Source organism: Planosporangium flavigriseum, assembly GCF_011947225.1.
In the GTDB taxonomy this organism is placed as follows: domain Bacteria; phylum Actinomycetota; class Actinomycetes; order Mycobacteriales; family Micromonosporaceae; genus Planosporangium; species Planosporangium flavigriseum.
In genome coordinates, this window is the sequence record NZ_JAATVW010000033.1 from 1 (window position 1) to 22,204 (window position 22,204).

Consider the following 22,204-nt stretch of genomic DNA (forward strand, 5'->3'; position numbering starts at 1 on the left):
AGGCGGTCCGGGAGAAGGCGTGGAGGGGGGAAGGTCAGCGGCGGTGCCGGCGAGCAGTTCGCTGTACATCTACCTGACCCACTGGCAGGTGTACCCGCACCTCTACTGGAACCACTCGCTGCTGGCGGTGCTGGCCTCACTCGCCGTCGGCATCGCGTACTGGATGGTGGCGACCCGCGTGATGGCGAAGCTTTCCTCCGTACGGCGGCGTCCACGGCGGAAGGCCGGTGCCGCCGCGCTGCAGCGCGGCGGCACCGGATAGTGAGTTCGGCGGATAGTGAGTTCGGCAGCTCGTCAGTTCTGGGCGACGAACAGCAGCCGGTTCGGTGAGCCGTTACCCACGTTGGCGACCGCGTTCGGGGTGGCATTGCCGACGAGGCTGTCGCGTACCTGCTGCGGGGCGAAGTTCGGGTTCAGCGCGAGCACGAGCGCCGCCGCCCCCGTCACGTGCGGGGTCGCCATCGACGTGCCGCTCAGCGTCTGGGTGGCGTTGTCGGCGTTCGCGAAGTCCGACCTGATGTTGACGCCGGGGGCGAAGATGTCGAGGCAGGCGCCGAAGTTGGAGAAGCTGGCGCGCCCGTCGGCCTGGCTGGTCGCGCCGACGGTGATCGCCGCGGGTACCCGAGCCGGGCTGGTGTTGCACGCGTTCTGGTTCTCGTTGCCGGCGGCGATCGCGTACGTGACGCCGGAGGCGATCGACGCGTTCACGGCGCGGTCCACCGTGGCGCTGGCAGCGCCGCCGAGGCTCACGTTCGCCACGGCCGGTTTGATCGCGTTGCGGGTGACGAAGTTGACGCCGTTGACGATGCCCGCGATGTCACCGGCACCGTTGCAGTCGACCACCTTCACCGCGAACAGCTTCACCCGCTTGGCCAGGCCGAAGGTCGAGCCGCCGACCGTACCGGCGACGTGCGTCCCGTGGCCGTTGCAGTCGGTGTCGATACCGTCGCCGACGGCGTTGAAGGCGAACGTGGCCCGGCCGCCGAAGTCGGCGTGGGTGATCCGGATGCCGCTGTCGATGATGTACGCGTTCACGTTCGCCGCGGTGGACGGGGCGGTGAACGCACCGTCGAGCGGCAGGCCGCGCTGGTCGACCCGGTCCAGCCCGAACGAGGGCGGGTTCGGCTGCGTCGCGAGGACGCGGACGACCTGGTTCTGCTCGACGTACGCCACCCTGGGGTCGGCGGCAAGCCGGCGGGCCGTCTTCTCGGTCGCGCGCAGTTCGAAGCCGCGCACCGCTGATGCCCAGGTCTGCCGTACGGCGCCACCCTGCTTCGTCGCCATGCCCCGCGCGGTGGTGTCCACCGCGGTCGGCGGCACCATGCCGTCCTTGAAGACGACGATGTAGCTGCCGCGTACCGCGTTGGGCGCGCCGGCCGCGCGGATCTCACCGGTCGCGGTCGAGGCGCTCGCGTTACCCATCAGCGCTATCGCCGCGACGACGGCGACGGCGCTCGCGGCGCCGAGCAGCACCTCATGGCGCCGCAACGGGCGACGATGCCGGCCGAACCTGAGTGTCATCTTCCTGTCCTCCGCTGTCCAGCGGCGCGTCGTCCGCCCCGGCTCCCGTACGGCGGCCGTGCACGACCGTCGTCATCCGCCGGTCCGCTCATGGCGCAACCGACGCGCAGGAAACCGTAGACCCGGCGCGAACAGCAGATATAGACACCTAAAGATAACTTCAGGCGGCGTAACGGGCCCCGAAAGAAAAGGCGCGGGCCGGCCGCCGGTAAAGAATCGCCAGATCTATATCTTGTGCGTCTGGTCACTACTCCTTACGTTGTGATCCAACGAACACAATGTTCGTTGTCATAAAGCGTTCAGGCCCTGTTATGGAACGGGGTGTTCGCATGGACTTCGACGATGCCGCGCCGCTCGGCGGTGAGTCGTCGCCGGAGGAGTCCCTGGGCGCGCGCATCCGCGAGTTCCGGGAGGCGCGCCGGATGAGCCTGCGCGCGCTGGCGGCACAGGCCCAGACCTCGCCCGGGTTCCTCAGCCAGCTGGAACGCGGCCAGGTGAACGCCAGCATCGGCACGCTGCGCAAGCTGGCCGGTGGCCTGGGCATGACGCTGCCCGACCTCTTCACCCCCGAAGACGCGAACCGGCCGAAGGTCCTGCGGCGGGCGGAGCGGCCCGTGATTCACGCCAGCAACCTGACCTCCAAGTACCTGCTGTCCCAGAAGCCGCTACGCAACCTCGAGGTCTACGCCGGCGAACTACTACCCGGCGGCGACGCCAGCGAGGCGTTCACCCACGGGGACGCCCAGGAAATGATCGTCGTCGTCTCCGGCTGCGCCACCTTGGAACTGGCCGGTGCCGAGTACCCGCTCGACGTCGGCGACAGCGCCGAGTACCGCACCTCGACCCCGCACACCGTGCGCAACAGGAGCGCGTACCCGACAGAGGTGCTGTGGATCGTCAGCCCGCCGACCGCGGGCGCCACCTAACCACCGGCGCGCAAGCCACCCCCTCGACCACCCCGGTGCGCCACGGACTGCACACCGTCTCCCTACGCACCTGGCTCGACCCGGTACACCCAAATTTCGAAGGAGACCGTCATGCACAGGCTGACGAACGGCCGCGGTCGCGGCGCGTTGATCACCGGCGGCGCCGTCGCCGCCGCACTGCTGCTCGCCGCGTGCGGCGGCGGCAGCAACTCCGGCAGCGGCAACGGCAGCGACCCCGACCTCGGCTCCGGCCCGGCGAAGGCGGGCACCGTCAAGGCCGACGCCCTCAAGGGCACGACCCTGAGCTTCGTGTCCTACGGCGGCATCTACCAGGACGGGCAGATGAAGGCCGCCATGGAGCCGTTCGGCAAGGAGTCCGGCGCGAAGATCCTGCAGGACGGACCGACCGACAACTCCAAGATCAAGGCGCAGGTGTCGGCGGGCAACGTCACCTGGGACGTCATCGACACGACGAACATCTTCGCCGGCATGCAGTGCGGCAAGCTGTTCATGGAGCTGGACACGTCCATCGTGGACACCAGCAAGATCCCCGCGGGCCTCGTCACCGACAAGTGCTCGGTGCCCGCGATGAGCTACGGCCTGGTCATTGTCTACAACACCGAGAAGTACGGCGCCAACCCGCCCACGAGCTGGGCCGACTTCTTCGACACCGCCAAGTTCCCCGGCAAGCGCGGCATCCAGGGCGCGACCGGTGACGTCGACCAGGGCGTCCTCGAAGGTGCCCTGCTCGCCGACGGCGTGGCCCCCGACAAGGTGTACCCGATCGACACCAACCGGGCGCTGAAGAAGCTGTCGTCCATCAAGAAGGACCTGGTGTTCTGGACCACCGGCGCGCAGGCGCAGCAGTACCTCGAGTCGAAGCAGGTCGACATGGAACTGCTGTGGACCGGCCGCGCGTACTCCGCGGTGAAGAACGGCGCGCCGTACAAGCCGATGTGGAACCAGTGGATGCCCCTGGCCGACCACCTCGTCGTGCCGAAGGGCGCGAAGAACCCCAAGGCCGCCATGGCGGCGATCAACTACTACCTCGGCGCCGAGCAGCAGGCGAAGCTGACCGAGCTCACCTCGTACAGCCCGATCAACACCGACGCCAAGCCCAACCAGGACGACCTGGCCAGGTCCTACCTGACGACGACGTCGGAGCGCCAGAAGGACATGTTCAAGGTCGACAACAAGTGGTGGTCGGAGAACCACGACGCGATGGTCACCGCGTTCACGAACTGGCTCAACGGCTGACCTGACTCGACAGCTAAGGATCCTTCATGGCAGTCATCGACGCTCTCACGCAGTCCACGCGTCCAGGCGTCGGAGCCGGTCGAGCGGCCCCATCCGAGCGATGGGGCCGCCTCGCCCTCCTCGCACCCTCGATCATCCTGCTGATCGGCGTGTTCGTCGTACCGCTGGCGATCATGCTGGTGCGGACGTTCACCGATCCGCACCCCGGACTTGAGAACCTGACCTGGTACCTGGGCGACGCGACGCAGCGGCGGGTACTGGTCCGGACGTTCACCACCGCCGCCAAGGTGACGGCGGTCTGCCTGCTGCTCGGCTACCCGTACGCGTACGCGATGGTGGCCGCCGGCCCCAAGCTGCGCGCCGTCCTGACGCTGCTCGTTCTGGTGCCGTTCTGGACGAGCCTCATGGTGCGTACGTTCGCCTGGGTCATCCTGCTGCAGGACAACGGGCCGATCCAGCGGGCCCTGGCAGGCATCGGCCTCGACAACCTCCACCTGATCCGGTCGAACGTCGGCGTCATCATCGGCATGAGCCAGATCCTGCTGCCGTTCCTGGTGATGCCGCTGTACGCGGTGATGAGCACCATCGACCGCCGCCTGGTCCTCGCGTCGTCGAGCCTCGGCGCCCGGCCCATCACCTCCTTCTTCCGCGTCTGGCTGCCGCTGTCGCTGCCCGGCATCGGCGCCGGTTCCCTGATGGTGTTCATCAGCAGCCTCGGCTTCTACGTGACGCCGGCGCTGCTGGGCTCGCCGAGTGACGCCCTGGTCAGCCAGCAGATCTACACCCAGGTGAGCGGGCTGCTGCAGTGGGGCCGGGCGGGCGCCATGGGCCTTGTTCTTCTTGTTGCCACCTTCGCCATCCTGGCCGTACTGATGCTCTCGATTCGCCGCGCGGCCAGGCGGCAGACCCGACAGGCGGAGGACGCGACGTCGTGACCAAAATTTCCGTACGGGTATGGCGGCTCGTCCTCGCGGCCTTCTGCGCCCTCGTCGCGCTCTGGCTGGTCGCGCCCTCGCTGATCGTCATCCCGCTGAGCCTGACCGACAAGCCGTCCTTCGCCTTCCCGCCGACCGGCTGGTCGACGCGCTGGTACGGCAACTTCTTCGACGACCCCAGCTGGACGGGCGCACTGCTGTCCAGCGTGAAGGTGGGGCTGCTGGTCGCGCTCGTCGCGACGGCGGCGGGGACGGCGACCGCGGTGGCGCTCACCCGGTCCAAGTTCCGCGGGCAGCAGGCGGTCCGGGGGCTGGTCCTGGCCCCGATGATCGTGCCCGTCATCGTGGTGGCGGTCGGCCTCTACGCGCTCTTCCTGAAGGCCCAACTGCTGGGGACGACGTTCGGCTTCGTCGTGGCGCACAGCGTGCTGGCGCTGCCGTTCGTGGTCATCCCGGTGACGGCGAGCCTGCAGGGCTTCGACCGGCGCCTGGAGAACGCGGCAGCGATCTGTGGCGCGAACCGCTGGTCGACGTTCCGGCAGGTCACCCTGCCCCTGGTGGCCCCCGGCGTGGTGTCGGGCGCGCTGTTCGCGTTCGTCACGAGCTTCGACGAAGTGGTCATGGCGCTGTTCATCCAGAGCCCGTACCTGCAAACCCTGCCCGTCAAGATGTACTCGTCGGTGACCCGGGACACGGATCCGACGATCGCGGCCGCGGCCACGCTCATCTTGGCCTTCACCACCGTGGCCACGCTCACGGCGACCGTCTACATTGCTCGGAGGAACCGTGTCCGCTGACCTCTCCGCCCACGGAGCGTCGATCACTCTCAAGGGACTGACCAAGCGCTACGGCGACGCGACGGCGGTCGACGCCATCGACCTCGAAGCGCGCCCGGGCGAGTTTCTCACGCTGCTCGGGCCGAGCGGCTCCGGCAAGACGACCACGTTGAACATGATCGCCGGGTTCGTCGACGTGACCGAGGGCGAGCTGCTGATCGACGACAAGCCGGTGCACTCGCTGCCGCCGTACAAGCGGAACATCGGCATGGTCTTCCAGCACTACGCGCTGTTCCCGCACATGTCGGTCGCCGACAACGTCGCCTACCCGCTGCACCAGCGCAAGGTGGCGAAGGCGGAGCGGCAGCGGCTGGTCGCCGAGGCGCTGAAGACCGTCGGCCTCGCCCACCTCGGGCACCGGCGGCCGGCGCAGCTGTCCGGCGGTCAGCAGCAGCGCGTCGCGCTCGCGCGGGCCATGGTGTACAGCCCACGGGTGCTGCTGATGGACGAGCCCCTCGGCGCGCTGGACAAGAAGCTGCGCGACACGCTGCAGTTGGAGATCAAGCGCATCCACGCCGAACTCGGCACCACGTTCGTCTACGTCACGCACGACCAGGACGAGGCCCTGGTGCTGTCCGACCGGATCGCGGTCTTCAACGACGGGCGGATCGAGCAGATCGGCACCGCCACGGACCTGTACGAGCGGCCGAGCACGGTGTTCGTCGCGCAGTTCCTCGGCGAGTCCTCGCTCTTCCACGGCGAGGCGATCAGCTCCGGCGGCGGCTACGGCGTACACAGCCCGGGCGGAACGCTTCGCGCGCAGCGGGGCAACGCCAGCAGCGGCGAGCCGGCCGCGCTGGTGGTACGGCCGGAACGGATCCGGCTGGTCCCCACCGACGGGGCGGAACCCACCGCCGACAACGCGGTACGCGGCCGCGTCCGGCAGGAGATCTACCTCGGCAACTCACGGAAGCTCGCGATCGACCTCCCGGACGGAAGCCAGGTTCTCGTACGGGAGTCGGCCGGTGACATCAGCGCCAGTCGCCCGGGGGACGACGTGTGGCTCACCTTCCGCGCGGAGCACGCCGCGGTCCTGTCCACCGGCCCGTCCACCACTGCGCCGACCACGAACCTTGGAGTGCACTAGATGGCCAACGACATGAAGCGTGCCGAGGGGCACAGCAGCGGCAGCGTCCCCAACGGTGGCGTGTCGTTCTGGTACTCCAGCACCGGGCTCCCGGACTACCGCCCGCCGCTGCCGGGCGACCGGGAGGCCGACGTCTGCATCGTCGGCGCCGGCCTCACCGGGCTGTGGACCGCCTACTACCTGAAGCGGGAGCAGCCGGATCTGCGGATCGTCATGCTGGACAAGGAGTTCGCCGGCTTCGGCGCGTCCGGCCGCAACGGCGGCTGGCTGTCGTCGGAGCTGGCCGGGTCGCGCCCGGGCTACGCGAAGACCCACGGACGTCAGGGCGTCGCCGATCTGCTGCGCGCCATGCGCGAGGCGGTCGACGAGGTCATCGCGGTGGCCGACGCCGAAGGCATCGACGCCGACATCGTCAAGGACGGGCTGCTGTACGTGGCCCGCAACAAGGCGCAGGTCGCCCGACTGCACGAGAGCCTGACGTTCGAACGGGACTGGGGCGCTGGCCCCGACGACTTCATCTTCCTGAACCGGGAGGAGCTCGACGCCCGGGTGGTCGTCGAGGGCGTCCTCGCCGGCATGTACTCCCCGCACTGCGCCCGGGTGCAGCCCGCCAAGCTCGTGCAGGGCCTCGCCGCCGTGGTGGAGCGGATGGGCGTCACGATCTACGAGCAGACGACCGTCACCGAGATCAGCCCGCGGACCGCACGGACCGACCGGGGCACCGTACGGGCGCCGATCGTCCTGCGGTGCCTGGAGGGGTTCACCGCCACCATCAAGGGCCAGCGGCGCAACTGGCTGCCGATGAACTCGTCCCTGATCGTCACCGATCCACTGCCGGCCGACGTGAAAGCACAGATCGGGTGGAACGGCGCCGAACTCCTCGGCGACTTCGCGCACGCGTACATGTACGCGCAGCGCACCGCCGACGACCGGATCGCGCTCGGCGGCCGGGGCATCCCGTACCGCTACGGGTCTCGTACCGACGACCGCGGCGCGACGCAGCAGTGGACGATCGAGGCGCTGACCGCGCTGCTGCACGACATGTTCCCCGCCGTCCGCGATGTCCCGGTCGCACACGCGTGGTGCGGGGTGCTCGGGGTGCCCCGGGACTGGTGCGCCACCGTGGACCTCGACCAGGCCACCGGCCTGGGCACGGCGGGCGGCTACGTCGGAAGCGGGCTCACGACCACCAACCTCGCCGGCCGTACGCTCGCCGACCTGGTGCTGCGCCGAGACACCGAACTGACCCGGCTGCCGTGGGTCGGGCGGCGGGTACGGCCGTGGGAGCCGGAGCCGCTGCGGTGGCTCGGCGTCCAGGCGATGTACGCCCTCTACCGGTCCGCCGACCGGCGCGAGTACGCGCGGGACCTCCCCTCGACCAGCAGGATCGCGCGCGTGGCAAATATGATCACGGGACGCTGATCTGTCAACGGCTGAACCTGCTCCACTGAGAACCGAAAATTTAGTACAAACCGTCTAGTACCGAGAGCAAGGGAACCAACGTGACCAACCCGCAGACGAGCCTCCGGCATGTCGTCACCGACACGGCGCAGCTGCCCCCCGCTCAGCCCAAGCCGACGAGCCTGACGGGCCAGGTCGAGTCGACGCTGAGCGTGTGGCAGTCCACCGCCCCCACCTCCACCGGTATCTGGGAGTGCGACCCCGGTGAGTTCACCGCCTCGCGCGACGGTTACAGCGAGATCTGCACGATCCTGAGCGGTTCCGGCACCGTGGTGGGCGAGGACGGGGTGAGCGCCGACATCGGCCCCGGCTCCCTGCTCGTGCTGCCCATGGGCTGGCGCGGGACGTGGGTGATCAAGGAGAAGATGCGCAAGACGTACGTCATGATCAAGGACGCCGCGACGGTGGAGTCGGACAACCAGTAGTCGTCACGAAAGCGGCCGCCGCACGACATCCGATCGTGCGGCGGCCGCTTCCGTCATCGATGCTCGGAGCGCATCAGCCGACGCCGCCGGCCCGGGCGGTCGTCGCCCCGGCGGGGACAGCTTGCGCCGGCGCGGGCAGCCACCCCAGCGAGACCGGGATCGCGATCGCCGCGAGAGCCGACGCGACGAGCGGTAGTGCACCGAGGTGGCCGTGGTCGACCAGGAGCGCGCCCAGCGCCGACGCGGACGCGATGCCGACGTTGAAGGCAGCGATGTTGAACATCGACGCCAGCACGCTCCCCTGCCCGGCCGCCATGACCCGGGACTGGCACGCCGGGATCAGCGCGAACCCGGCGATGCCCCAGATGAAAACGGTGACCGCGGTAGGGATCCGGTGATGCCCGAGCGCGGCGAAGGCGGTCAGCACGATGGCCAGGGTCCCGAAGGTGATCGGCAGCGCGAGGCGCGGCATCCGGTCGGCGAACGGGCCACCGAGCGCGTTGCCGATCGCACTAGCGATCCCGAAGACCAGCAGCATCGCCGTCACCCCACCGATGCTGAAGTGGGTGACCCGCAGCAGGTACTCCGACAGGAACGAGAAGATCACGAACTGGCTGCCCCAGCCGATCACGGTCGTCACCAGGGCCGCGACCAGGGCCGGTCGGCTACTCCGCGGGATGCCGGTCGAGGCCTCCTGACCGGCCGCGGCATCGGAGGCCGGCACCAGGAACGAGACGGCGACTGCCGCACCGGCCGCCACCACCGCGATGGCCAGGAACGGCGCGCGCCAGCCGGCGACCTGGCCGAGCAGGGTGCCGGCCGGCACACCGACCACGGTCGCGACGGTGAGGCCGCCGAACATAAACGAGATCCCCTGGGCCCGCCGTTCCGGTCCCATGAGCTCCGCGGCCACCACCGCGCCCACGCCGAAGAAGGCGCCGTGGCAGGACGCCGTCACGAACCGGGCGACGAGCAGCACGGCGAAGTTCGGCGAGACGGCCATCACCAGGTGCCCCAGCGCGAAGACCGACATCGTGGCGATCAGCAGCCGCCGCGGCGGCACTCGGCGGGTCGCCAGCGTGAGCAGGATGCCGCCGAGGGCCACGCCCACGGCGTAGCCCGTCACGAGCAGGCCGGCCGTCGACACGGCGACGTGCAGCGAAGCGGAGATCTTCGGCAGAAGCCCGACGACGACGAACTCCGTCGTGCCGATGGCGAACCCCGCTGCCGCCAGGGCGTAAATCGCGAGAGGCAAACCAGTCCCCCGTTGCTCAACGTTCGACAGTGCTTCAGTAGGTGGGCACGACTGCGGCCGGCGGAGCCACACCCCACCGGCCGCGGGTCACACAACTAGCCCTTGTACTCAAGGATGTAGAGACCGCAGTTCCAGTCACTGAGGTACATGACGCCGTTGGGGTCGACGAACACGTCGGCGGAGTGGGCGACCTTCGGCCGGTTCGGACGGGTGTCGAACATCTTCTCCGGCGGCCCGGGGACGAAGTACGCGACCTCCTCCGGGCGGAACTGGTTGGAGATGTCGAACACCCGTACACCGGCGTTCTGGTACGTCGCGAAGATCAGCGTGTCCGACTGGAACGACCCCGGCCGGTTCTCGTGCAGGTTGTGCGGGCCGAAGTGGCCGCCCAGGGTGGCGTAGTCGTCCTCGTCCGGCGTCGGGAACGTCGAGATCGTCACCGGGTGGCGCGGATCGCGGACGTCGACGACCCAGGTGTACTTGACGCCGTCGGCGCACTCATCGGCGACCGCCTCGTCGGCCACGACCACGAGGCCCCGGTTCGGCAGCGGCAGGCAGGAGTGGGTGCCACCGCCGAACGGGGGGTTCCAGTTCAGGTGCGACAGCATCTCGGGCTTGGTCGGGTCCTTGACGTCGAGCAGGACCAGGCCACCATCGCGCCAGGCGCTGTACACGATGCCGTTCGCCTCCAGGCCGTGGTGCAGCGCGTACCGCTGGTCGGCGCCCCAGCTCGGGGTCTCCCCGGCGGCGGCGTTCATGCCCGGCAGCGCCCAGCGGCCGACCTCGACCGGCTTGGTCGGGTCGGACATGTCGATCACCATGAAGATGTAGTCGATGTAGCCGTCCACGTGCGCGGAGACGTACGCGTACCGACCGCCGACGTACCAGATCCGGTGCAGGCCGAGGCCCTCGACCGGCATGAAGCCGATCTCGCGGGGCTCGTCGCGCTTGGAGATGTCGTACACGCGTAGGCCGGCCGCGTAGTTCTTGGGGATGCGGTGGTAGCTGTCGCCGATGTTGCCGCCGTAGTACTCGCTCTCGTCGGTGTAGAGCTTGAACAGGTCGACCGCGTTGATGACGAGGAGCAGGTCCTCGTGCTGCTGCAGGTGGATCGACCACGTGTTGGGCGGGGCCGGTACGTGGCGGACGGTCTTCGGGTTCCGGGGGTCCCTGACGTCGAGGACGGAGAATCCCCCGCTGAACATGTGGGCCACGTACGCGTAGCCGTCCGTGACCATGATCTGCAGCCCGTCGGCGCGGCCACCCTGGTCGGTGTGGCTGAGCACCTCGATGTTCCGCTGCTTCTGGACGTTCATCGCACCTTCTCCATGCACGGCGGCATCGCCACCGACTGTTCGTTTCCGTATTGCCGCAGGAAGTTTTGCCGTGGGAAGCCGTTGGGGCTCGCGCCTGTCGCGCAAGCCCCAACGGCGTCGTTCTGTTAGCTGACGCCCCAGATCTTCTTGTACTGGTCGCGGTAGCCGTTGTCAGGGTCGTACCGGTTGTCCGGGCCGCCGTCGAACTTGATGTTCTCCTTTGTCACCAGGTGGACGCCCGGCGTGTAGCCGCTCCACTGCTGACCGCCGAAGGCGCGGTTCAGCTCGTCGACGCACTCCCAGCCCTGCAGGTTCAGCGGCTCGGCGACGGTACCGATCTGGAACTGGCCGTTGCGGATCCGCTGGAACGCCGACTCGCTGCCGTCCCCGGCGGAGATGAACTTGAGCGGACCGGACGGCTGCTTGCCAGCCGAGCGGGCGGCCGCCAGCGAGTAGTCGAAGTAGAGGTCGTTGATGCCCAGGCCGTACGTCCACTTCGTACCGTGCTTGCTGATGAGGTTGGAGGTCAGCGGCTGCATGCGGGCCGCGGTGTCCGACAGCGGGGTGTCCTGGGTCTCCAGGACCGTGCAGCCGCCACACTGCTTGAGCGTGTCGCGCATCGCGTCGGACTTCTTGATGGCGATGGCGTAGACGGAGTCCGTGAACAGGACGGCGCCGGCCTTGCCGTTGGAGTCGTGGATCGCCATGAGCGCGGTCGCCTTGCCGACGTCCTCGGCCTTGGTGGTGATGTTGGCGAACAACTTCGGGCTCGCGACCGGCCCGGGGTCCGGGGCGGAGTGCCAGCCGACGACCGTGATGCCAGCGGCGTTGGCCCGGTCGATCTGTGTCTTCGCCTGGACGGTGTCGACGGTGCCCAGGACGATGCCATCCGGCTTCAGCGCGATGGCCTGGTCAAGCGCGGAGCCGGCGCCGGCGGCCGTGCCCTGGCCGTCGAGGACGCGGACGTTCCAGCCGAGCGCCTTGGCGGCTTCCTCGACGCCCTTGCTGACGCCGAAGGCACCACCGTTGCGCTGGTCGGCGGAGACGTAGACGATCGTCTTGCCCTTGGCCGCCTGCGGTCCGCTCGTCGGCCCGTCCCACTTCGTGGTGTGCGCGGTGTACTTCTCCACCTGCGCCTTCACGTCCGCGAGGTAGGCCGCGTCGGTGCTGCCACCGCTACTGTCGGACGCCGTCGAGCCACCGCCGCAGGCGGCGAGCGCCAGGCCCGCGGCCACGGCCACCGGCAGCACCCGGAGCGCCGCCTTAGCGTTCCTTCTTGCCATAAATCAGTTCTCCTTCATCAGGATGGTGGAGTTCTTGCAGGTGGCAGGCGTGCCCTAGTTGGCGGGCACCGCAGGCGGGGCGTCCGCCGACTGGCGGTGCAGCGCCTCCTCCTGCTTGCGTCGCACACGCACCTTTCTGCGGACCGTGTAGCCGGCGAAGCCGACGGCCGCGATGAGCGTGAGACCGTTGAACAGCGGCTCGACGAAGAAGGAGCTGCCGAGCTGTTGAATCCCGGAGATGCCGATAGCGAGGACGGCGACGGCGACGACGGTGCCCCAGACGTTCACCCGGCCGGAGTGGATCGTCGTCGAGCCCAGGAGAGCGCCGACGAACGCCGGGAGCAGGTAGTCGAGGCCGACGTTGCTCTGACCGACCTGGAGCCGGGACGCGAGCAGGACACCCGCGACCGCGGTGAGCAGGCCGGACGTGACGAAGGCGCCGATGATGTACCGGCCGGCCCGGATGCCGTTGAGCTCGGCCGCCCGCCGGTTGGCGCCGACCGCGTATAGGTAGCGGCCGATCGGCAGGAACTCGAACGCCAGCCACATCACGACGGCCACGATGATCAGGTAGAACGTCGGCGCGTGCAGGCCGAGGATCTTGGCGCTGTCGACCTTCTGGAACCCGGGCGCGAGGTCACCGGTGACCTGCTGGCCCTTGGTGTGCCACAGCGTGATGGCGTAGACGACCGTACCGGTACCCAGCGTGGCGATGAAGGAGTCGATCTGTCCGAACTCGACCAGCAGTCCGTTGACCAGACCGAGGACGAGGCCGACGAGCAGGACGATCAGGATGGCCACCGGCCAAGGCAGGCCGAACTTGGTCTGCAGGCTGATGGTCAGCACATAGGTCAGGCCCATGCCGTACCCGCACGACAGGTCGAAGTTCTTGGTGACCATCGGCACCATCACCGCGAGCGCGAGGAACGCGTCGATCGTCTTGTTGCCGACGATCGCGTCGAAGTTCGCGGCGGTCGGGAAGCTGTCGGGGCGCAGTGCGGAGAAGACCAGCACCAGCACGATCCCGACGAGCACCAGGCCGTACCGCGGCAGGCGGTGCAGCACCGCAGTGATGGGGCCCGGTTTCCGCCCGGCCTGCGTTGTCGCCGTCGTCACGACTGCTCTCCCTTGTTGTGCTTGTTTTCTGAGATCGGTGCTGTCAGCTCGGCGGACGCGTAGCGGATCAGCTCCTGCGTGGTGACCGCACCGTCACGGAGCTCGCCGACGATCCGGCCGCGGTTGAAGACGAAGGCGCGCGAACAGGTCTTGGCGACCTCCTCGAAGTCGGTGGACACCAGCACCATCGCGTGTCCTCGCTGCCGGGCCTCGTCGATCAGGTTGTAGATCTCGGCCTTGGCGCCGACGTCGACGCCGATGGTCGGCTCCTCCAGCACGATGAGCGGCGGAGCGTCGTCGAGCCAACGCGCGATGACGACCTTCTGCTGGTTGCCGCCGGACAGCGTGCTCACCGGGCGCTCGGTCTCGGCCGGGCGTACCCGGAACCGCTCGACCAGCCGCTCCGCGTTGATCCGCTCGGTGCTCGCCCGCTGCCCGCTGAACAGCCGCCGGCCGGACAGGGCCGGGTTCAGGAAGAGGTTCTCCCGTACGGACATGTCCATGCCCAGGGCCTCTTCCTGCCGGTTGCTCGTGACGAACGCGCAGCCGGCGTCGATCGCGTCCCGGGCCGACCGGTACCGCACGGGCTTGCCCTTGAGCTCCATCGAGCCCTCGGTGACCTCGCGCAGGCCCGCGATCGCCCGGGCGACGACGTCCTGGCCCGCACCGCGCAGCCCGGTCAGGGCCACCATCTCGCCGGCCTTGACCTCGAAGGACACCGGTCCGGCCGAGCCCACGCCGACGCCCTCCAGCCGCAGCACCGTCTCGGTGCCGGCGGTCGACGCCGAGCGGGTGATCTCGACGGGCCGCTGGCCGACGATGAGCGAAATCAGCTCGGTGGTGTCGGTGTCCGCGGTCTCCCGGACGCCGACCAGCCGACCGTCGCGCATGACCGCGATCCGATCGGAAATCTTGAAAACCTCGTCGAGCCGGTGGGTCACGAAGATGATCGCGGTGCCCCGGCTCTTCAGCGTGCGCAGAACATCGAAGAGCCGCTCCACCTCCGCGATGGGCAGGCTCGCGGTGGGCTCGTCGAGCACCAGCACGTCCGCCTCGAGGGCGAGGGCGCGCGCGATGGCGACCAGAGACCGGTCGGTCCGGCTGAGCTCGGCGATCGGGACGTCCGCCGAGATGTCGCCACCGATGACCTCGAGGATCTTCTCCGCCTTGCGCGCGGTGCCGCGCCAGTTGATCAGCCGGCCGGCCCCACGGGCGTACCCGCTGACCATCGCGACGTTCTCCGCGGCGGTCATCCAGTCGATGAGCCCGAGGTCCTGGTGGATGAACGCGATGCGGGACCGGGTCGTGGCGTCAAGGGGCTGGCCACCGACCCGGATCTCACCACCGTCGGGCCGGTAGATACCGGCGAGGATCTTGATGAGCGTGGACTTCCCGGCGCCGTTCTCCCCCAGCAGCGCGAGGACCTGTCCACCGTGTACGTCGAGGTCGATGTGGTCGACCGCCAGTGTGGCGCCGAACCGCTTCTCGACGCCCCGGAAGGCGAGAACCGGTTCCGCGTTGTCAGCCCTGTGCCGGGCCGAACCCGTGGCCGCACCTGTGTTCACTACGCGTGGAGCCTCTCGAACGGACGCGGCACCGCCGTGCCGCGCGAGGGTTTCCCAAGCCCCTGGTCATTCGGGGTGTGGACGCTCTTCAGAGGACCGGAATTGAGACCGTGATCTCATCGGAGCGCGTGAAGCGTTGCATGTGGCATGCCACGTGTCAACGGCTACGGATCGAAATGTCCCGGCATCGGCCAAAAAAATGATCAGACGTCATACCTTTGTGGATACGTCTGATTACCGACCGCTATCGGTCGGATAACACGGTCGGCGACTGATGGGCTGGCCAGCGGCTGGCGGCGTGGTCGACGCCTGATGACAGGGCTGGCAACTCAGACAGGGCACGGGGTTGCGTGCGGACGACCAGCATCAGGAGGTACGGCGACGGTATCTGGGGAAGGTACCCCTGTAAACCGCCCGAACGGCGAGCGTGAACGCCCGAACGGCGGGCTTATGCCTCGCCGAGCACCTGGCTCACCTGGGCCGCCCACGCGTCGACGGTGTCCGTGCTCGCGTCGAACTCCTGTTTGATCAGGAGTCGGGCGGTGTGCAGGACGTGCGCGTGCATCGCGCTGGCGACGCCATCGGCGTCCCGGGCCTCGAACCGCTCCACGATCGGCAGGTGCTCGTTAGCGATGTCGTGCAGGGTGCGCGAGGTGCCCGCGGTCGTCACTCCCCTGGTCAGAACCAGGTCGCGCAGGCTGTCGACCAGGGCTGTCAACCGCTGGTTGCCAGCCGCCGACAGGATGACCGCATGGAAGCGCCGGTCGTGCATCATCAGCGACCTCTCGTCGCCGGCATCGGCCGCGCTGATCATCCCGTCGAAGCACTTGCGCAGCTCGACGACGTCGTCATCGCGCATGCGGGCGACCGCCAGCCGGGCCGCCGGCACCTCGAGCAGCATCCGGAGTTCGAAGACCTCTTCGAGGTCCGAGGGCGTGCTCTGCAGGATCCGCACCCCCCGATTGCGCTCGAACTGCACCATGCCCTTGGAAGCGAGCCTGATCAGCGCCTCGCGCACCGGCGTCCGGGAGACCCCCAGCACCTCCGCGAGATCCTGGACCGAGTAGAGCTGCCCGGCGACGAGCTCACCCGACAGGATCGCCGACCGCAGCGCCTCACCGACCTTGCCGGTCAGGCTGCCCTCGACCCGGACCTTCTTCACGCCCAGCACCTTCCGGTTGGAACAGGTGGGCCGCTTAGTGGCCCGCACGACCGGCCGCTCACCCGCCGCTCTCGCGATACTTTAAAGGTGATACCTATACATAGGAGCCCATGACAGGTCCACCGTACGTAGTATGCCACCGCCAGTCGCGCGACAACGGAGTGATGCGCGGCGTATCGTACGTAACATGCTACCGATGCGGACGGCTCCGGAGACCGGGCAGCCACCTCAGCACGTCCAGGAAGCGTTGGCGCGCGACCTCGCGGCAAACGTGGCGGGCGACGTGGATTTCGGGCCAGGAGCTCGGGCCATCTACGGCGCGGACGCGTCGAACTACCGCCGGATCCCGGTCGGCGTGGTCTTCCCGCGCACGACCGAGGACATCGTCACCACGCTCCGGCTCAGCCGGGAAGCCGGCGTACCGGTGACCATGCGCGGCGGCGGAACCTCGATCGCCGGCAACTCGATCGGCCCCGGCGTCGTCATGGACACCTCGCGGCACATGAACCGGGTGCTGGAGATCGACCCGGACCGCCGCACCGCGCGGGTCGAGCCCGGCGTGGTGCTGACGACGCTGACCCGGGCCACGGCCAAGTACGGCCTGACGTTCGGGCCCGACCCGTCGACGGCCAGCCGCTGCACCCTCGGCGGCATGATCGGCAACAACGCGTGCGGTACGCACTCGGTCGCCTGGGGCACCACCGCCAACAACGTCGAGTCGCTCGACCTGGTCCTCGCCGACGGCACGCAACTGACGGTCGGCGAGTACTCCGCCCAGGAGTGGCAGGACAAGCTCACCCTGCCCACCCGGGAGGGCGAAATCTTCCGCGGGCTGCACGAGCTGGAGAGCCGGTACCGCCAGACCTGGCGCACCGACCTGTCCTCGTACAGCCGCCGGGTCTCCGGCTACGGGGTGGAGAACCTGCTCGCCGAGCGTGGCCGGTCGGTCGCGAAGGCCCTCGTGGGCACCGAAGGGACGTGCGCGATCGTCACCGGCGCGACGGTGCGCCTGGTACCGATCCCCGCGGCCCGGATCCTCGTGATTCTCGGGTACCGCGACGACATCGCCGCCGCCGACAACGTGCCGGCGATCCTCACCCAGGCGCCGCTCGCGGTCGAAGGCTGGGACGCCGAACTACTCGCGGTCGCCATCACCGCCTTCGGCTCCGCCCCTGACCTGCCCGAAGGCACGGCGTGGCTGTTCGTCGAGCTCGGCGCCGACTCCGCCGACGAGGCGATGGCGCGCGCCCAGGCGCTGGTGGCGCACGTCGGGGCGGGTCGGCCCGGCGGGCCGAGCGCCAGCGTCGTCACCGACCCGGCGGAGCGGGCCCGGCTGTGGCGGCTGCGGGCGGACGGCGCCGGCCTGGCCACCCGGGACACCACCGGCGGCGAGGCCTGGCCGGGCTGGGAGGACTCCGCGGTACCCCCGGAGAACCTCGGCTCGTACCTGCGCGAATTCCGCGCGCTGCTGCGCAAGCACGACCTGCGCGGCGTGAGCTACGGGCACTTCGGCGAGGGCTGCATCCACGTCCGGATCAACTTCGACATGGTAAGTGAGCGGGGCGTCCAGGTCTTCCGGTCGTTCATGGAGGACGCCGCCGACACGGTGGCCGCGCACGGCGGCTCCCTGTCCGGTGAGCACGGCGACGGCCTGGCCCGCTCCGAACTGCTCGCGCGCATGTACCCGCGTGAGGTGATGACCTCCTTCAGCGAGTTCAAGCGGGTCTGGGACCCGGACGGCGTACTGAACCCCGGGATCGTCGTGGACCCGGAGCCGCTGGATGCCAACCTCCGTTACACCCGCCGCGCCAACCTCGCGCTGCCCGTCCTGCACTACCCCGAGGACCAGGGCGACCTGGGCCGCGCCGTGCGGCGCTGCGTCGGCGTCGGCAAGTGCCGCTCCGACATCGCCACGGTCATGTGCCCCAGCTGGCAGGTGACCAGGGACGAGAAGCACTCGACCCGCGGCCGGGCGCGCATCCTCCAGGAGATCGTCAACGGCGAGTTCGTCACGGACGGCTGGCGGTCGAAGGAGGCCCTCGAGGCGCTCGACCTGTGCTTCTCCTGCAAGGGCTGCTCGTCGGACTGCCCCACCGGGGTGGACATGGCGACCTACAAGTCCGAGTTCCTGCACCAGCACTACAAGGGCCGGCGGCGCCCCATGAACCACCTGTCGATGGGGTGGCTGCCGCTGTCGGCACGGATCGCCTCCCGCATCCCGAAGCTGGTCAACGCCCTGACCGGCTCCCCCCTGCAGGGCCTGATCAAGCGGCTCGGCGGCATCGACCCGAACCGGGAGATCCCGACGTTCGCCAGGTCGTTCGTCTCCTCCCGGCGGCGGAAGCGTCGCAACGCCCAGCGCACCTCCACCGGGCAGCCGGTGGTGCTCTGGCCGGACACCTTCAACAACCACATGACGCCGGAAGTGCTCAAGGCCGGCTTCAGCGTGCTGGAGAAGGCCGGCCTCGCCCCGCAGCTGCCCGACGGCGGCGTGTGCTGCGGCCTGACCTGGTTCTCCACCGGGCAGTTGGGGGTGGCCAAGCGGGTCCTCGAACGGACCGCGCGGGCCCTGGCCCCAGCAGCGGAGGCCGGCCTGCCCATCGTCGTCCTGGAGCCGAGCTGCGCGGCGATGCTGCGGTCGGAGTCGCGTTCCGTGCTCGGCGAGACGCCGTTCACCGACTATCTGCGGGACAACGTCTTCACCCTCGCTGAGGCGCTCGAGCGCTTCGCCCCGGACTGGCAGCCGCCCGCGGTCGACCGGCCCGCGGTCGGCCAGGTCCACTGTCACCAGTCCTCCGTACTCGGATTCGACGCCGACGAGCGACTGATGAAGCGGGCCGGCATCGACACCACCGAGATGCAGCGCAGCTGCTGCGGCCTGGCCGGCAACTTCGGATTCGAGGACGGGCACTACGACGTCTCGCGGGCTGCCGCCGAGCGCCTGCTGATGCCCGCCGTCGAGGGCGCGCCGGAGGACGCGATCGTCATGGCCGACGGGTACAGCTGCCGTACCCAGGTGCAGCAGCTGGGCCGTCGACGGGCACAGCACCTGGCCGAGGTACTCGACGCCGCACCGGCGGATTCAGGGCAGGAGCAGAACTGACGCGGTGACCGGACCGCTGAGCCGGGCCGGGCGGAGGTCTCCGCCCGGCCCGGCTCTGGCTTCGGTGAACTTTGTTAACCGTCGCTACGTACCCCTCTGGTGAGGACGGGCAATCGAGCCTTTCCGCAGGAGGGAGTCGCGGATGCGACGTAAACACGTGATGGCGATCGCCGTCGCCGGGGTAGCCGTCGGTCTGCTGATCGCCGGTACGCGTTTCAGCTTCGCCGCCGACAACAGCGCCAGCAACGGTGCGGCCGGTTGCGCCGCGGTGCACCAGCAGATCGCGTCGGGCGGCAACGTCAACGTCGCCCAGGCGATCCAGTGCGACCAGCAGGAGTTCCAGGCCCTGGAGAACGCACGCCAGGCCGCCCGGGCTGCCGGGCAACAGCCGGCCATGCAGAACAGCGCGACGTGTCAGGCGGTCAACGCCCGCGCCGCCAAGGGCGACGCGACGCTCGACTTCAACCTCGCCTTCCACTGCCGCCAGCGCGAGCGCTTCGCCAATACCGTGAACGCCCAGAACGGCGACGGCGCGGCTAAGCAGGTCACGTCGCTCTGCCAGGGCGTACAGGCGCGCCTGTCGCGCGGTGAGAACGTCGACGCGTTCCAGCAGACGTTCTGCGGCCAGGAAGCGCAGGCAGCGGGCCAGGCGCTGACCGGCGGCGCGAAGGCGGGCGCCGCCAACGGAGCGAAGGCCGGCAACGGCAACGCCGCTAACCCCGGCAGCGGCAACGCCGCTAACCCCGGCAACGGCAACGCCGCTAACCCCGGCAACGGAGCAAACGCCGGGAATACCGGGAACGCCGGCGCCGGTCAGGTCGTCTGCCAGGGCGACACGGTGACCACCAACGGACTCGGTGGCGCTCCGGGCGCGGCCAGCGGCACCTTCCCCCTCGGCACCACGCTGCGCATCACCAACCTGGACAACAACAAGTCCGTCATCGTGCCGGTGACCGAGGTGTCCGGCAGTTGCGCGCTGCTGAACACGGCAGCGTTCGAGCAGGTACGCGAGCCCGGAAAGTTCCTGATCCGCCGCGTGGTCATCGAACGCGTCGGCTGACCACGACCCGGGAGGCTGGCGGACACCTCAGCCACCAGCCGCCGGCCTCCCACCGCGTTCGAGTTCGACCTCGCACGCGGCCGCCCGCGCCAGGAGCAGGTCCCGCTCGCGGCGGTTGCGGGTCAGCGACGCTGCCCGCGCGAACTCGGCACCCGCTTCGCCGAGGCGGCCGAGCTTGGCGAGGAGGTCGCCGCGCACGCTCGGTAAGAGGTGGTAGCCCCGCAGCGCCGGCTCCGACGCGAGCGAGTCGACGAGTTCCAGGCCCACCGCCGGGCCGAACGCCATCGCGAGCGCGACGGCACGGTTGAGCTCCACCACGGGCGACGGCGTGAGCTGGGCGAGCGCCTCGTACAGCGCGGCGATCCGCACCCAGTCGGTATCCGCTGCGGCGACCGCTCGCGCATGGCAGGCCGCGATCGCGGCCTGCAGGGTGTACGGGCCGAACGGCGGGCCAGCCTCCCCGGCGCGCTCCAGCGCGGCGAGACCGCGCCGGATGAGGAGTTGATCCCAGCGCGCCCGGTCCTGGTCGAGCAGGACGACCGGTTCCCCCGCCGGCCCGGTACGTGCCCGTAACCGCGACGCCTGAATCTCCATCAGCGCGACGAGGCCGTGGACCTCCGGCTCCTTCGGCGCGAGCGCGGTCAGCACCCGGCCGAGCCGGAGCGCCTCGTCGCAGAGCGCCGGCCGCGTCCACTCGTCACCGGCGGTCGCGGCGTAGCCCTCGTTGAAGATGAGGTAGACGACCTCGAGTACCGAGGACAGTCGGGTGGCGCGCTCGGCGCCGGTCGGGACCTCGAACGGTACCCGCGCGGCGGCGAGAGTCCGCTTCGCGCGGAAGATTCGCTGGGCGACGGTCGGCTCCGGGACGAGGAACGCGCGCGCGATCTCCTCGGCCGTCAGCCCCCCGAGCAGGCGGAGCGTGAGCGCCACGCGCGCCTCGGCCGCGAGTACCGGATGGCAGGCCACGAACATCAGGCGCAGGAGGTCGTCACCCACGTCGTCGTCGATAGCGGCGTCGAGATCGTCCATCTGCTGCCGGCTCTCGAGTTCGCGGCCCAGCTGCTCGTGCTTGCGGTCGAGCGTCGCGCTTCTGCGCAGCGCATCGACCGCGCGACGCTTCGCGACGGCCATGAGCCAGCCGCCCGGCTTATCCGGGACGCCCGACTCCGGCCACTGTTCGAGCGCGGCAACGAGCGCGTCCTGCGCGAGATCCTCGGCAAGACCGACGTCGCGTACGATCCGCGCGAGACCGGCGATGAGCTTCGCCGATTCGATCCGCCAGACCGCGTCGATCACCCGGTACGTGTCGGTCACAGCACCCGACTAAACCACAGCGGGGGGTGCGCCCCCTACTGCTGCCGCTCTGCCACCTGGGCCCGCAGGCGCTCCTCGGCCTCGCGCAGCTCGGGGGTGAACTCGTCGCCGAAGTCCGCGGCCTCGAACACCGGCCGGATCTCGAGTTCGGACTCCTGACCGGTCGGGTTGGGGCAGCGCTTGGCCCACTCGATCGCCTCTTCCATCGACTTCACCTGCCACAGCCAGAAGCCGGCGATCAGCTCCTTCGCCTCGGTGAACGGCCCGTCGACCACGGTCCGCTCGGCGCCGGAGAACCGGACGCGAGCGCCCTTCGAGCTCGGGTGCAGGCCCTCGCCGGCGAGGATCACGCCTGCCTTGACCAGCTCCTCGTTGTACCTGCCCATCTCAGCCAGCTGCTGCTCGGTGGGCCTGGCGCCCGCCTCGGTGTTCGTGTCCGCCTTGACCAGAACCATGACTCGCATCGCCGTGTCTCCTTCGGTCGGGAGCTGGCCGCCGTGGCCGCTCTACCAACACGTCGAACGAGGGGCCGCGGAATCGACACGACGCGCCAACTTTTTTCGCGCGCGTATTTCGGCGCGC

The 22,204-nt window shown here is 69.4% G+C and carries 19 protein-coding genes; 10 read left to right on the forward strand and 9 right to left on the reverse strand.

The genetic code is table 11. From position 1 onward, the window contains the following. Nucleotides 1–262: hypothetical protein (locus HC028_RS25805; RefSeq protein ID WP_205861710.1), on the forward strand; the 262-nt coding region annotated here is incomplete at its 5' end. A gap of 32 nt (nt 263–294) precedes the next feature. Here HC028_RS25805 and HC028_RS25810 read toward each other — a convergent pair. Next, nucleotides 295–1,521 carry a S8 family peptidase gene (locus tag HC028_RS25810; protein ID WP_239075722.1) on the reverse strand — a complete coding sequence of 409 codons (1,227 nt, stop codon included), beginning with the start codon at nt 1,519–1,521 and terminating at the stop codon, nt 295–297. A 329-nt stretch (nt 1,522–1,850) separates the two neighbouring features. On the opposite strand from HC028_RS25810, the gene HC028_RS25815 reads away from it, so the two are divergent. The 7 genes from HC028_RS25815 to HC028_RS25845 all read left to right on the forward strand — a co-directional run bounded on the left by HC028_RS25815 (nt 1,851) and on the right by HC028_RS25845 (nt 8,448). Further along, complete coding sequence (locus tag HC028_RS25815) at nt 1,851–2,447, forward strand: helix-turn-helix domain-containing protein (RefSeq protein ID WP_168080041.1); 597 nt, start codon at nt 1,851–1,853, stop codon at nt 2,445–2,447. Nucleotides 2,448–2,558: 111 nt separating this feature from the next. Beyond that, complete coding sequence (locus HC028_RS25820; RefSeq protein ID WP_168080042.1) at nt 2,559–3,704, forward strand: polyamine ABC transporter substrate-binding protein; 1,146 nt, start codon at nt 2,559–2,561, stop codon at nt 3,702–3,704. A 26-nt stretch (nt 3,705–3,730) separates the two neighbouring features. Beyond that, the gene (locus tag HC028_RS25825; RefSeq protein WP_168080043.1) at nt 3,731–4,639 is read left to right on the forward strand and encodes an ABC transporter permease; all 909 of its coding nucleotides are present in this window, start codon (nt 3,731–3,733) and stop codon (nt 4,637–4,639) included. After that, nucleotides 4,636–5,436 carry an ABC transporter permease gene (locus HC028_RS25830; protein ID WP_203981598.1) on the forward strand — a complete coding sequence of 267 codons (801 nt, stop codon included), beginning with the start codon at nt 4,636–4,638 and terminating at the stop codon, nt 5,434–5,436. Before HC028_RS25825 ends, HC028_RS25830 begins: the two co-directional genes overlap by 4 nt. After that, a complete protein-coding gene (locus HC028_RS25835; RefSeq protein ID WP_168080044.1) occupies nt 5,426–6,562 on the forward strand; it encodes an ABC transporter ATP-binding protein in 1,137 nt (378 codons plus the stop codon). The genes HC028_RS25830 and HC028_RS25835 overlap by 11 nt, the downstream gene beginning before the upstream one ends. After that, the gene (locus HC028_RS25840) at nt 6,563–7,984 is read left to right on the forward strand and encodes an NAD(P)/FAD-dependent oxidoreductase (RefSeq protein ID WP_168080045.1); all 1,422 of its coding nucleotides are present in this window, start codon (nt 6,563–6,565) and stop codon (nt 7,982–7,984) included. A gap of 80 nt (nt 7,985–8,064) precedes the next feature. Beyond that, the gene (locus HC028_RS25845) at nt 8,065–8,448 is read left to right on the forward strand and encodes a cupin domain-containing protein (protein WP_203981597.1); all 384 of its coding nucleotides are present in this window, start codon (nt 8,065–8,067) and stop codon (nt 8,446–8,448) included. A 73-nt stretch (nt 8,449–8,521) separates the two neighbouring features. On the opposite strand, the gene HC028_RS25850 is transcribed toward HC028_RS25845, so the two are convergent. The 6 genes from HC028_RS25850 to HC028_RS25875 all read right to left on the reverse strand — a co-directional run bounded on the left by HC028_RS25850 (nt 8,522) and on the right by HC028_RS25875 (nt 16,145). Then, nucleotides 8,522–9,703 carry an MFS transporter gene (locus tag HC028_RS25850; protein WP_168080046.1) on the reverse strand — a complete coding sequence of 394 codons (1,182 nt, stop codon included), beginning with the start codon at nt 9,701–9,703 and terminating at the stop codon, nt 8,522–8,524. A 95-nt stretch (nt 9,704–9,798) separates the two neighbouring features. Then, nucleotides 9,799–11,019 carry an LVIVD repeat-containing protein gene (locus HC028_RS25855; RefSeq protein WP_168080047.1) on the reverse strand — a complete coding sequence of 407 codons (1,221 nt, stop codon included), beginning with the start codon at nt 11,017–11,019 and terminating at the stop codon, nt 9,799–9,801. Between the two features lie 125 nt (nt 11,020–11,144). Further along, nucleotides 11,145–12,302: a substrate-binding domain-containing protein gene (locus HC028_RS25860; RefSeq protein WP_168080048.1), complete on the reverse strand. Its 1,158-nt coding sequence runs from the start codon at nt 12,300–12,302 to the stop codon at nt 11,145–11,147. A 54-nt stretch (nt 12,303–12,356) separates the two neighbouring features. Further along, entirely contained in the window at nt 12,357–13,418 is a 1,062-nt protein-coding gene (locus HC028_RS25865; protein ID WP_168080049.1) for an ABC transporter permease, read from the reverse strand. Next, complete coding sequence (locus HC028_RS25870) at nt 13,415–14,983, reverse strand: sugar ABC transporter ATP-binding protein (RefSeq protein WP_168080050.1); 1,569 nt, start codon at nt 14,981–14,983, stop codon at nt 13,415–13,417. Before HC028_RS25870 ends, HC028_RS25865 begins: the two co-directional genes overlap by 4 nt. A 448-nt stretch (nt 14,984–15,431) precedes the next feature. Then, entirely contained in the window at nt 15,432–16,145 is a 714-nt protein-coding gene (locus HC028_RS25875; protein WP_168080051.1) for a GntR family transcriptional regulator, read from the reverse strand. Between the two features lie 196 nt (nt 16,146–16,341). Between HC028_RS25875 and HC028_RS25880 the strand changes: the two genes are divergently transcribed. Both HC028_RS25880 and HC028_RS27960 read left to right on the forward strand, forming a co-directional pair. Next, nucleotides 16,342–19,248, forward strand: coding sequence for an FAD-binding and (Fe-S)-binding domain-containing protein (locus HC028_RS25880; RefSeq protein WP_168080052.1), 2,907 nt, complete (start codon nt 16,342–16,344; stop codon nt 19,246–19,248). Between the two features lie 142 nt (nt 19,249–19,390). Further along, complete coding sequence (locus HC028_RS27960; protein ID WP_239075721.1) at nt 19,391–20,308, forward strand: septal ring lytic transglycosylase RlpA family protein; 918 nt, start codon at nt 19,391–19,393, stop codon at nt 20,306–20,308. A gap of 27 nt (nt 20,309–20,335) precedes the next feature. Here the strand turns inward: HC028_RS27960 and HC028_RS25890 are convergent, their stop codons facing one another. Together HC028_RS25890 and HC028_RS25895 are read right to left on the reverse strand one after the other, a co-directional pair. Next, a complete protein-coding gene (locus tag HC028_RS25890) occupies nt 20,336–21,622 on the reverse strand; it encodes an RNA polymerase sigma factor (RefSeq protein WP_168080053.1) in 1,287 nt (428 codons plus the stop codon). A 35-nt stretch (nt 21,623–21,657) separates the two neighbouring features. Next, complete coding sequence (locus tag HC028_RS25895) at nt 21,658–22,086, reverse strand: YciI family protein (RefSeq protein WP_168080054.1); 429 nt, start codon at nt 22,084–22,086, stop codon at nt 21,658–21,660. Nucleotides 22,087–22,204: the final 118 nt, after the last annotated feature.